Annotated in this window: 11 protein-coding genes; 4 read left to right on the plus strand and 7 right to left on the minus strand. The window is 68.5% G+C overall.

The window, feature by feature from the left end; translation table 11 throughout:
- Positions 1 to 3: 3 nt before the first annotated feature.
- The 5 genes from IEX05_RS10560 to IEX05_RS10580 form a co-directional block, all read right to left on the minus strand.
- Positions 4 to 906 carry a carbohydrate ABC transporter permease gene (locus tag IEX05_RS10560; RefSeq protein ID WP_229661258.1) on the minus strand — a complete coding sequence of 301 codons (903 nt, stop codon included), beginning with the start codon at positions 904 to 906 and terminating at the stop codon, positions 4 to 6.
- Positions 903 to 1,883 carry a carbohydrate ABC transporter permease gene (locus IEX05_RS10565; protein ID WP_188701652.1) on the minus strand — a complete coding sequence of 327 codons (981 nt, stop codon included), beginning with the start codon at positions 1,881 to 1,883 and terminating at the stop codon, positions 903 to 905. Before IEX05_RS10565 ends, IEX05_RS10560 begins: the two co-directional genes overlap by 4 nt.
- Positions 1,884 to 1,948: 65 nt before the next feature.
- Positions 1,949 to 3,253, minus strand: a complete 1,305-nt coding sequence (locus IEX05_RS10570) for an ABC transporter substrate-binding protein (protein WP_188701654.1) — start codon at positions 3,251 to 3,253, stop codon at positions 1,949 to 1,951.
- Between the two features lie 213 nt (positions 3,254 to 3,466).
- Complete coding sequence (locus IEX05_RS10575; protein WP_188701656.1) at positions 3,467 to 4,066, minus strand: bifunctional 4-hydroxy-2-oxoglutarate aldolase/2-dehydro-3-deoxy-phosphogluconate aldolase; 600 nt, start codon at positions 4,064 to 4,066, stop codon at positions 3,467 to 3,469.
- 3 nt (positions 4,067 to 4,069) lie between these two features.
- Positions 4,070 to 4,996, minus strand: coding sequence for a sugar kinase (locus IEX05_RS10580; RefSeq protein WP_188701658.1), 927 nt, complete (start codon positions 4,994 to 4,996; stop codon positions 4,070 to 4,072).
- A gap of 50 nt (positions 4,997 to 5,046) precedes the next feature.
- Between IEX05_RS10580 and IEX05_RS10585 the strand changes: the two genes are divergently transcribed.
- The 4 genes from IEX05_RS10585 (at position 5,047) to IEX05_RS10600 (ending at position 9,488) form a co-directional block, all read left to right on the plus strand.
- A complete protein-coding gene (locus tag IEX05_RS10585; RefSeq protein WP_188701659.1) occupies positions 5,047 to 5,751 on the plus strand; it encodes a FadR/GntR family transcriptional regulator in 705 nt (234 codons plus the stop codon).
- Positions 5,751 to 6,893 (plus strand): galactonate dehydratase, encoded by a 1,143-nt coding sequence (dgoD, locus tag IEX05_RS10590; RefSeq protein ID WP_188701660.1) that lies wholly within the window; start codon positions 5,751 to 5,753, stop codon positions 6,891 to 6,893. The genes IEX05_RS10585 and dgoD overlap by 1 nt, the downstream gene beginning before the upstream one ends.
- An 8-nt stretch (positions 6,894 to 6,901) precedes the next feature.
- Entirely contained in the window at positions 6,902 to 7,699 is a 798-nt protein-coding gene (locus IEX05_RS10595) for an SMP-30/gluconolactonase/LRE family protein (protein ID WP_188701661.1), read from the plus strand.
- Between the two features lie 70 nt (positions 7,700 to 7,769).
- Positions 7,770 to 9,488, plus strand: coding sequence for an HNH endonuclease signature motif containing protein (locus IEX05_RS10600; protein ID WP_188701662.1), 1,719 nt, complete (start codon positions 7,770 to 7,772; stop codon positions 9,486 to 9,488).
- 283 nt (positions 9,489 to 9,771) lie between these two features.
- Here the strand turns inward: IEX05_RS10600 and IEX05_RS10605 are convergent, their stop codons facing one another.
- Together IEX05_RS10605 and IEX05_RS10610 are read right to left on the minus strand one after the other, a co-directional pair.
- Complete coding sequence (locus IEX05_RS10605; RefSeq protein ID WP_188701663.1) at positions 9,772 to 10,512, minus strand: SDR family NAD(P)-dependent oxidoreductase; 741 nt, start codon at positions 10,510 to 10,512, stop codon at positions 9,772 to 9,774.
- Position 10,513: 1 nt separating this feature from the next.
- Positions 10,514 to 11,830: a cellulase-like family protein gene (locus IEX05_RS10610; RefSeq protein ID WP_188701664.1), complete on the minus strand. Its 1,317-nt coding sequence runs from the start codon at positions 11,828 to 11,830 to the stop codon at positions 10,514 to 10,516.
- Positions 11,831 to 11,863 lie beyond the last annotated feature (33 nt).

The following is an 11,863-nucleotide window of genomic DNA, read 5'->3' on the forward strand; positions in this document are numbered from 1 at the left end:
CCCTTAACCCTTGACCGCGCCCGACGACATACCCGTGATGATGAAGCGCTGGAAGATCACGAAGAACAACAGCACCGGCACGAGCGCGATGAACGACGCCGCCGTCGTGGCCCCGTAATCGGAGACGCTGGTCTGGTCGTTGTACATCTTCAGCGCCATCGAGAGCGGGTAGTTCTCGGGCGAGGTCAGGTACAGCAGGGGCCCGAAGAAGTCGTTCCACTGGCCGAGGAAGGTGAAGATCGCGACCGTCGTGAGGGTCGGCACGATCAGCGGCAGCATGATCGAGAAGAAGATGCGCGCGTGGCCCGCCCCGTCGATGCGCGCCGCCTCGTCGAGTTCGCGCGGCACGGAACGGATGAACTGCATGATCAGGAACACGAAGAATGCCTCGGTGGCGAGGAACTTGCCGATCAGGATCGGGATGTAGGTGTCGATCAGGTTGAGGTTGTTGAAGATGATGTACTGCGGGATGATCACGACGTGGAACGGCAGCAGCAGCGTCGCGATCATGCAGGTGAAGAGGATCTTGGATCCCTTGAACCTGATGCGCGCGAACGCGTAGGCCGCGAGCGCGTGTGAGATGACCGTCGCGGCGGTCGCGACTACCGACAGCACGATCGTGTTCCAGAAGAACCGCCACATGGGCACGCCGGCGATGCCCTCGGAGACCCTGACGAAGTTCTGCCACGTCGGTTGCTCGGGGATGAGGCCCGGGTTCGTGCCGAACTCGCTCGACGGCTTGAGGGTGGCGAGTGTCAGCCAGAGCAGCGGGTAGAGGATCACCGCGGCGAGGACGATCATCGCAATCAGCCAGATGATCGTCTTCCACGTCTTGCGCTTCACGCGCCGCTGGGGCCCGGCCGTGCCGGTGACGACCGCCTGCGTGGTCTGTAGGGTCGCGCTCATTTTTCGTCTCCCGCGTAGTGCACCCATGACTGCGACGACCGGAAGATGAAGACCGCCACGATCGCGACGACGATCAGCAGCACCCAGGCCATCGCCGAGGCGTAGCCCATCTGAGTGTCGGTGAACGCGCGCTTGTACAGGTACAGCGTGTAGAAGTTGGTCATGCCGGCGGGACCACCGGTGCCGGCCGAGATGATGTACGCCGAACCGAAGACCTGGAACGCGCCGATCGTCTCGAGCAGCAGGTTGAAGAAGATCACGGGCGAGAGCATCGGGAGCGTGATGTTGCGGAACTTGCGCAGCGGCCCCGCGCCGTCGACGTCCGCGGCCTCGTACAGCTCGCCGGGGATGTTCTTGAGGCCAGCGAGGAAGATGATCATCGTGCCGCCGAAGCCCCACACGGCGAGGAGAATCATCATGGGAACGACGAGGTCGACGTTGCCCACCCAGCCGCCGAGATTGATGCCGAAGAAGCTCAGCGCCGAGTCCACCGGTCCGTCCGTGACGAACATGGCCCGCCACACGATCGCGACGGAGACGCTCGCGCCGATGAGCGAGGGCACGTAGAAGGCCGAACGGAAGAAGGTCGCGGCCGTGTCGCGGTAGTTCAGCAGCATGGCCGCGCCGAGGGCGACGGCGAGCTTCAGCGGCGTGCCGACGAGCACATAGAACAACGTGATCTTCGCGGACTGGATGAAGCTCGGGTCGTTCGTGAACAGGCGGATGTAGTTGTCGAGGCCGGTCCAGGTCGGCGCCGAGAACAGGTTGTAGTTCGTGAACGACAGGTAGAGCGTGTACAGCATCGGGCCGACCGTGAGGCCGAAGAAGCCGACCAGCCACGGGATCAGGAACGTGTACGCCGCGATGTTCTCGCGGCGCTGGCGCACGGCGGCGCCGCGCGATTGCGGCACGGGCCGACGCTGCGCGCGCTTCGATGCGTCGCCCGTCACCACCGTTCGCGTCGACAGATCGGTCATGCGTCCTCCTCGAGGTCGAGCTCGGTGGGTGGGGCCGCTCCGCGCGGCCCCACCCACCGAAATGCTCAGTTGTTGATCGCTGCGTCCAGCTCGACGAAGAACTCGGCGGCCGCCTCTTCCGGCGTCTTCAGGCCGTGCCCGAGGTCCTCGCCCAGCGAACGGAACTTCTGCTCGAGCGATCCGTAAGCGGCGATCGGCACCGGAGGTGCGTCGCCGAGGCGGTCGGCGATCGACGCCTCGTAGTCGCGCACCTTGGTGCTCAGCTCATCGAGGTCGGCGCCGTCAAGCTGAGTCTGCGACACCGGAAGGCCGCGGTTGGTGCCGAAGATCTCTCCGACCTTCGGGCTGTTCACGAGGAAGTCGACCAGCACGGCCGCGGCGGCGGGGTGCTCGGTCTTCGCCGAGATGGTGTGCAGCATCGAGGGCTTCAGGTAGAGGTCCTTGGCTCCCTCCTCCCAGACGGGCGGGGCCGTGATGGTGAGGTCCTGGTACTCCTCGGGCAGCTGCGCGAGGTAGCCCGCACCGAAGTTGTCCCACGTCATCTCGGCGACGAGGTCGCCCGAGGCGAAGGCACCGACGGGGTCGTACTCGACGGCCTCCTGGGTCGTGATTCCCTTGCCATCGCGGATCTCCTGACCCATCGTCCAGAAGTCGGCGAGTTCCTCCTCCGTGAAGTTGGCCTCGCCCTCCTCCGTGAAGAGGTCCTCGCCCTGCGAGCGCTTGTAGAGCTCGAAGAACTGGATCACGCCGGTGAAGTCACCCGCGCCCCATGCCTCGCCGCCGCCGGCCTCCGTGGCGTCGGCGATCCACTGCTCGTACTCCTCGTAGCTTCCGCCGTCGGGGAACACGCCCACGCCGAGCTCGTCGGCGAGCGCGGTGTTCTGGAACATCGCCCACGCGTTGGTCGAGGTGGGCAGACCCACGGTCTTATCGCCGACGACGCCGATCTTGACGGCCGATTCCGGAATCGCGTCGGTCTTGATCTCCTCGCCCAGGTAGGGACCGAGGTCGAGCAGCAGGTTGTTCTCGCCGTACTGGCGCAGGTACGAGTAGTCGAACTGCATGACGTCGGGCAGGCCGCCGCCGGCGGCCTCGGTCTGGCGCTTCTCCCAGAATCCCGCGAAGTCGAGGAACTGCGGCTTCACCGTGATGTTCGGGTATTCCTCATTGAAGGCCTCGATGGCCTCGTTGTAGAAGCCGGCGCGGGTCTCGTCGCCCCAGAAGGCGAGGTCGAGCTCGACCTTCTCGTTCGGGTCGAACTCCTGCGCCTCGCCCGGGGCCGGGGCGTCCGACGAGGAGCAGCCCGTGAGGGCGATGGCGGCGCCGGTTGCCAGGGCAAGCCCGCCCAGCAGTCGCTTCTTGGTGAACATCTTCGTCCTTTCGACCTCGCCGCCTCTGCGACGAAACTTGTCGGTCTGTGGGCTCCTCATCCGCGAGGGGCACACTCAGGATTGTAGCGATACAAAAAACGTTTCGACTACCCCTTGTTGCAAAACCGTGACATATTTCGCGCTCAGACACCGCCGCGCCCCGCGCGATCCCCCGGACGGGGCGGAGGCGCGGCGAGCTGACGGGCGGCGGAGTCAGCCGAGCAAACCCGCCTCCGTCATCGCGGCGAGCAGTTCCGGATCCTCGAATGCGGATCCGATCGCGACGCCGCGGGCGCCCGCGGCGAGGAAGTCGCCCGCGTTGTCCGCACCGATGCCGCCCGTCGCGACGAACTTCGCCTCCGGGAACGGGGCGAGCTGCGCGGAGATCCATGACGGCCCGAGTTCGGCGGCCGGGAAGGCCTTGACCCACTCGGCGCCCGCGAGCAGCGCGCGGTGGATGTCGGTCGCCGTCGCGACGCCCGGCAGGTGCGGCACGCCCAGCTCGATCGAGAGCGCGATGATCTCGGGATCCGTTCCGGGGGCGACGGTGAACTGCGCGCCCGCGTCGGCCGCCCGGCGCAGCTGATCCGGCGTGCGCACGGTGCCGGCGCCGACCAGCTGCCCCTCGCCCCGAGCGGCAACGGCCTCGGCGAGCGAGGCGAAGGCCGCGTCGTTCTGCACGGGCACCTCGACGGCGACGACGCCCGCGTCCCAGGCCGCGCGGCACAGGCGGACGGTGTCTTCCGGCGGCTTCCCCCGGAAGATCCCCATCACGCGCGTCTGCGCGAAGGCGGCATCGAACAGGTCATTCATGGCTTACTCCTCCGTAAGAAATATCTGGATCTCGTCGGCCGTGGGCGCCACGGGGCAGTCGCCGACGATCTGTACCGCTCGTGACGCGAGCAGGTGCCCGAGCCGCAACCGCTCGCGCGGGGTGCGGCCCGAAAGCAGGCCACTGAGCCAACCGGCCGCGAAGGCATCCCCGGCGCCGACGGGCTCGACGACCTCGACGCGCAGCGACGGGGCACGCACGATCTCGCCGTCCTCGAACGACACCGCCTCGATCGCGGCATCCTTCACGACGAGGATCCGCGGCTCGGGCAGGAACTCGCGCACGGCCTCCGCGGTCGCCGTGCCCCAGAGCTCCTCGGCCTCGTCCCGCCCGACGAACACGATGTCGGCGCGGCGCGCCAGCTCGGCGAGCACGGTCGCCGCGTCGTCCAGCCCGCGCCACAGCGCGGGGCGATAGTTCACGTCGAAGCTGACGATCGCGTCACCGAGCGCGCGCTCCGCAACGAGCGCGCGGGTGAGCGCGCGGCAGCCGTCGCTGAGCGCCGGGGTGATGCCGCTGACGTGCACCAGGCGCGCGGATCCGGCGCCGGCGAGAACGTCCGGCGTCATCCGCGAGGCGCCGGATCCCTTGCGGTAGTAGTGCACGCGCGTCGACTCGCCGGCGGGGTTCTTCGCGAAGATGCCGGTAGGCGCGTCACTCGCGACGCCGACGGCGCCGAGCTCGACCCCCGCCGAGCCCAGCTCGCGGGTGATGATCTCGCCGAACGGATCCGCGCCGACGGCGCTCACCCAGCGCACGGAATGGCCGAGGCGGGCGAGCGAGGTCGCGACGTTCGACTCGGCGCCCGCGACGCGGAGGGCCATGCGGCTGTCGCCCGAGATCGGCCTCGCGTCTTCGGGCACGAGCGCGACCATCGTCTCGCCGATGCAGATGGCGTCGAAGTGGGTCATGCGGTCATCCTATAATTATTATTAAATTATCCAAACAACGAGGAGGCGGGATGGCGGGCTACAACGGTCGCGGTGTTCACGGCCAGGTCGTCGACGCGATCGGGCGCTCGATCGTCCGGGGCGACGTACCCCAGGGCGCGACGCTCGATCTCGCGGCGCTGCAGGCCGAGCACGACGTGAGCCTGACGGTCGTGCGCGAGGCCCTGAAGGTGCTCGCGGGTAAGGGCCTCGTCGACGCGCGCCAGCGGCGCGGGACCTTCGTGCAGCCGCGGAGCGCCTGGAACCTGCTGGATCCGGACCTGCTCGCGTGGGAGATCACGCCCGCCACGCTCCCCCGCATGCTTGGCGAGCTCGAGGAGCTGCGCGCCATCTTCGACCCCGCCGCGGCGGCGCTCGCGGCCGAGCGACGCGATGAGAACGACATCGCACTGCTGCGCGCCCGGTTCGCCGAGATGGAGGGCGCCGCCGACTCGGCGAGCGCAACCACCGCAGATCTCGCGTTCCACCGCGCCGTCTTCAGCGCGACGAAGAACGAGCTGCTGGCGCGCGTCGAGCTCCTCGCGCGCTCCCTCTTCGAGGAGCGCGACCGGCTGGTGCATGAGCACGTTCCCGGATCCGCGGCACTCGCCCTGCACGGCGCGCTCGTCGACGCAATCGCGGACGGCGACGCCGCGGCTGCGCGGCGCGCGACCGAAGACCTCCTCGGGCGCGCGTCGGACGACGCCGCCACGACCACTCACACGAAGGCCCCCTGATGAAGATCGCGAGAATCGAAACGTTCCTCGTCGCGCCGCGCTGGCTGCTGTGCCGCATCGAGACCGACACGGGACTCGTCGGGTGGGGCGAGCCGTCGCTCGAGGGGCGCGCCCGCACGGTGCGCACCGCCGTCGACGAGCTGCGGCCGCTGCTGATCGGCAAGGATCCGTCACGCATCGAAGACCTCTGGCACCTCATGACGCGGGGCACGTTCTACCGCGGCGGGCCGATCCTCTCGAGCGCGGTCGCCGGCATCGACCAGGCGCTGTGGGACATCAAGGGAAAGATGCACGGGGTGCCGGTGCACGAGCTGTTCGGCGGCCCCGTGCGCGACCGGGTGCGCTACTACTCCTGGGTCGGCGGCGACGAACCGGCCGCGATCGCCGACGCGGTCGCGGAGCAGGTGGAGAAGGGATCCACCGCCATCAAGATGAACGCCATCGGCCGCACCCGCGCGGTGTCGACGAACGCCGAACTCGACGGCGTCGTCGCGCGTGCGGAGGAGGCGCGCTCGGTGCTCGGCCGCGAGGGCGACCTCGCGATCGACTTCCACGGCCGGATGTCGATCGTCGATTCGCGGCGCCTGATCCCCCGCCTCGCGGAGGTGGCACCGCTGTTCGTCGAGGAACCGGTGGTGCCCGAGCAGACGCTTCTGCTTTCCCAGCTCACGGATCTCGGAGTGCCGATCGCGACGGGTGAACGCCTGTTCAGCCGCCGGGAGTTCCTGCCCGCGTTCGAGGCGGGAATCTCGGTCGCGCAGCCCGACATCTCGCACGCGGGCGGAATCTCGGAGGTGGCGCGCATCACGACGATGGCGGAGGTGTGGGGCGTGCACGTGGCGCCGCACTGCCCCCTCGGTCCCATCGCGCTCGCCTCGAGCCTGCAGATCGCGTTCAGCAAGCACAACTTCCTCATCCAGGAGATCAGCGCCGGCATCCACTACAACGCGGGCGCGGACCTGCTCGATTACCTCGTCGATACCTCGGTCTTCACGACGGAGGGCGGCTGTATCCCGCGCCTGACGGGCCCGGGCCTCGGCATCGAGATCGACGAGGCCGCCGTGCGCGCCGCGGACAAGGCGGAGTTCGAATGGATCTCACCCACCTGGCGCGACGACGACGGCGCCTTCACGGAATGGTAGACAGAAGTATGACCTGGACGACGATCTCCCTCACACCCCACGAACTCGGCGAGGGCGCCCGCCTCATCGACGGCGCGCCGCACTGGGTGAACTTGCTCGCGGGCGAGCTCTACGCGCACCGCGACGGTTCGACCGCGCTCGTCCGCACGGAAGCGGCCCCGCTCGGCTTCGCCGCGCGCGGGGCGGACGGATCCCTCCTCGGGATCCTCGGCACCGACGTCGTCGCCCTGGACGGGGAGGCGCGCGTCGTGGGCGAGACGGGGCTCGAGCTGTCGTCGAACCGCGTGAACGACGGCGACATCGGGCCCGACGGATCCGTGTGGTTCGGCACGATGCCGTGGCAGGACGCGGAGGGCGAGGGTGTGCTGTGGCGCTTCGATCCCGCCACGGGCGAGGTCGGCCGGCAGATCTCGGGCCTGGCGATCCCCAATGGGCCCACCTTCCTGCCGGACGGCGAGAGCTTCCTGCTCGCAGACAGCCCGCGCGGCGTGATCTACGAGGTGCCGGTCGCGGATGTCGACGCGCGGCGCGTCTTCGCGACCGTCGAGGGCGGATCCCCGGACGGCATCCACGTGGACGCCGAGGGCCGGATCTGGAACGCGGTCTGGGGCGGTGCGCGCGTCGACGTGTACGACCGCTCGGGCGCCGTGATCGCGACCGTGCCGGTGCCCGCATCGCAGCCGACGAGCGTGCTCGTGGCGGGCGGACTGGTCTATGTCACTTCCGCGACCTCGGGGCTCGCCTCCCCCGGCGAGTACGACGGGCACACGCTCGTGCTGCCGCTGGACGAGGTGTCGTTCGCGTGACGTTCGATTAGTTCGAATTAACTTCTCGGGGCACGCTTCGTTTGTCGGTGGTTGTTTCTAGCGTAGAAACATGACCACAGGCGCCGCTTCCTCGCTCACCGGGCTCGACCCGGTAGAGCGCATGGTCACGGCCCTGCTCGTGGGCGACATCGCCCGCTACGACCGGGCCATCGCCCGCCTCGAAGCGCTCAAGGCCCGCAGCCTCACCCGCCTCGCCGGCGTCGCCCATGCGTCCGGGGAGCGTTCCCCGAACCGGGACGGCATCGACTACGCCCGCCGCGCCATGGCCGCGGACATCGCCGCCGCCACCCATACGCATCCCGTGGCCGCGAAACACGCGATGGAGGACGCCGAAACCCTGACGTTGCGGTTCCCGGCGACGTTCGAGGCGCTCGCCGGTGGCACGATCTCCGCGAAGCACGCACGGGTCATCACCGAGGCCGGGGGCGCGCTTCACCCGGACGCGCGGGCGGCGTTCGATTCCTCCACGGTCCCGGTTGCGGAGACCATGACGCCGGGGGAGCTGTCTCGGGTGGCGAAGAAACGTGCCGCGGAGATGGCCGACCTCTCACCCCGAGAACGACACCTCCGCGCCCGGGAACGACGGTTCGTATCGATCACCGACCTCGACGACGGAATGAGCACCCTCCGGGTGAACGGGCCATCCCTGGAAGTGCATGCCGTGTATGACCGGTTGACGAAGCTCGCGAAGATCGTCAAACACGACCGGGCCGGGGTACGGGAACAGTACCGGCGGGCGGTCGGGCATCCGATCGGGGCGGAGTGTGCGGCGGAGGGGTGTGCGTGCCGGGAAGTGCGGGGCTCCCGCGCGGCCGGCGACGTCGCGGCCGGCGGCGGCGATGCTGCTGCTGCCGATGGCACCGTGCCCGAAACCAGCACTGGCGGAGCGCGCTCGGGGGCCCTCACCCCGGAGGCGGTAACGGCGGCGACCGATCACCGCTCCCTCGATCAGCTCCGCACCGACTTGTTCATCGACCTCCTCCTCGGCGCCGAACCCACCGGACACGACCTCCACCGCGCCGGCACCACCGAAACCCTCACCCACATCCGCGCCGAGGTGCAGGTCACGATCCCGGCGACCATGATCCTCGACCCCGACGACGGGACCGCCTGGCTCGACGCCGGAACCCTCATCTCCCCCGACACCGCACGACACCTCGCCGATACCTCCCCTGGCTGGGACAGGCTCTTCTACCGGCCAGACACCGGCATCGTCGAACACATCGACCACTACCGGCCCACCGCCTGGCAGAAACGCGCCCTCATCGGACGAGACCTCACCTGCCGATTCCCCGGCTGCACCACCCCCGCACGCCGAGCCGACATCGACCACACCCACGCCTTCGCCGAAGGCGGCCGAACAACCCTGTCCAACCTCGCCTGTCTCTGCGAGGCGCACCACGTCATGAAACATCAATCCGACTGGCAGATGAAGCAACTTGACGACGGGGTCATCGAGTGGACGAGTCCGTCCGGGTACTCCTATGCGACCGAGCCACCGAGCCGGGTGTACTTCCGGGAAGAACCCACAGCGGAACCCGCATCGGCATCAACATCACCACCGTCGGCAGCACCGTCGCCGCGACAGTCACAGTCACAGTCACCAGCATCACCGTGGCCGTCAGCATCAGCATCACCACCCGCGTCAACATCACCACCAGCGTCAGCACCGCCGTCGCCATCAGCCCCACCGCCGAATCACATGTGGGACCCCTCGATTGAAGACTCAAGCGACCCTGCGGACCCACCACCCTGGACCTCGGGATAGAACACCGCACACCCGGAGCAGTCGGCACAATCGAAGTAACCGTCACCGCTCAGCACTCCATATTCGTGCACTGCATGCCCCACCGCCCCGTGCTCTCGGCTCACCAGTGCAGCGCCCGTGCGACCAAAGCTCAACGTGCAGCTCGTGACAGGATCCCCGGATCCGTGTCGCGCGCCGAACGCCCCGTGCACGCGGCATTCCGTATGGTCGCGAGCGTGTTCTCGCTCGCTCTTTCATGGTTGCCCGCGCGGGGTCCCGAGGATCCGCCGGCGCGAACGCGCCTCTACGCGGAGGCCTTCTTCACGCTCCAGCCGCCGTCGACGGGCAGTTCGACGCCCGTGATGAACGAGGCCCGGTCCGAGCAGAGGAACGCGATCGCCTCGCCCACCTCGGACGGGTCTCCGAGGCGGTCCATCGCGGTCGCCTCGGCCGACTGGCGACGCTCTTCCTCGCCGATCCCGTCCCAGGCCGCCGTCCGCACGGGCCCCGGAAGCACGCTGTTGACGCGGATCCGCGGCCCGTACTCCACGGCGAGCTGGCGGGTCAGTCCCGTCAGCGCGGCTTTGGTCGACGCGTACGCGGCCCGGCCCGGTAGACCGAAGTGGGCATGCACCGAGGAGACGAACACCACGGCTGCGGCGTCGTGCTCGCGGAGCTGAGGAAGAAGCGTCTTGAAGCCGAGGAAGCCGCCCGTCAGGTTCACGCTGACCTGTCGCTCCCAGCTAGCGAGCGACGTCGCCTCGACATCGACGACCTCGACCGTATACGCATTGCTCACGAACGCATCGGCCGCGCCGAGCACCTCGCGACACTCATCCGCCGCGGACTCCCACTCGGAAACATCCGTCACGTCCATCACGCGGGCGACCGCGCGCCCGCCCGCCGCGTTGATGCGGTCACGCGTCTCGAGAACCGCCGGCGAACGGTCGACGAGATAGACGCTCGCGCCGGCCTCCGCCATGCACACCGCGGTCGCGGCGCCGATGCCGCCCGCGGACCCCGTGATCACTGCCGTATGTGTCACGTCACCGCTCCGAAGCCGCAAGGATCTCGGCGTTCATCGCCTGCTGCCAGTCGCGCAACTGCCACATCGGATGATGGGGCGCCGCGTTCGAGCAGAGCACCATGCCCCACACGCCGCGCGCGAGCGCGGTGCGGATCCCGTGCTCGGCGAGTCCGCGACCGATCTCCCCCTCCTCGAAGGATCCGTGAAGCGGGGTATAGCCGATCCATCCCTCGCCGATCACCGCCGGAACACTACGCCAACGGGCCCACTCGGCGATCGCGACGACGCGCGACTCGATCTCGCGGGCCATGACCTCGGCGAAGGGGGCGTAATGCTCGTTCAGCCAGCTGTCCCACGCATCAGGATCAACCCAGTCGTATCCGTAGACCATCTGATCGGTGATGACGGTGGCGCGCATCTTCCAGTCGACCGGCCGGCCGTACTCGTCGAACGACGGGGCATCGGCCCGCATGAGCGAACGAAGGGTCGTGTTCGGGAACCCCTCGGTGCCCTCGGAACGTATATCGATGCGCTTTTGCAACTCGTCGAGCACACCGTAGCTGTATACGTGGAACTGCGCCGTGCCGAACTCTTCGGGGACCTCATGCATCGCCAGGTGCGGCGGCTTGCCGTAGCTGGCTGTCACGAGCAAATCGGGATGTGTCTCTGCGAGGCGCGCGACGGCTGCGCGGCCGGCGGGCAACGTGATGTCGGGCAGGATCGAGAAGTCCACCTCATTGTGCAGTTCGACGAGCGCGATCATGTCGCGGAAGCCGGCCTCCGTGAGCCAGGCAATCATGCGGGTCCAGGCGGCGGCGAGCGCGTCGTAACGCTCGTCGAGAGCGATGGCGTCCATCGCCTCGAACCAGCGCGGCGACCGGGCGAACGATCCCGACTGCTGATACTCCCAGCTCGCGAGCACGATGACGATGTCGTGGCGGCGCGCAGCTTCGAAGAGCTGCTGGATGCGCGCGTACATGTCGACGCGGAATCCACCAGCGGTGTCATACCAACGGGTGCGCTGGCCGTAGAAGCCACCGTCGGATGAAGGTCCGAGCCCCTCGATCTCCAGGTTGTGGGCGAGGTCGTCGAGGCCGAGCCCGCCGAACATGAGCATGGGTGCCGCGCAGATGCGGATCGCGTTGTAGCCGAGGGATGCGGCTTCGCCGACAGCCGCGTCGAGGTCCTCGTAGGGCTGACCGGGCCCGGCCTGCGTGTACCACGAGAAGTCCCACAGCGTGATCGTCAGTCGCCGCGGCAGATGCGGCGGAACGGTCCCGGTCGGTTGCGAGTGGTCGCGAGCGATCGTGCCCGCACCGAGATAGCGCTCCGTCATGTGGGTCCGTTTCTGTCGATATCACCGCATACC

It is taken from the genome of Microbacterium nanhaiense, from assembly GCF_014646015.1.
GTDB lineage: Bacteria > Actinomycetota > Actinomycetes > Actinomycetales > Microbacteriaceae > Microbacterium > Microbacterium nanhaiense.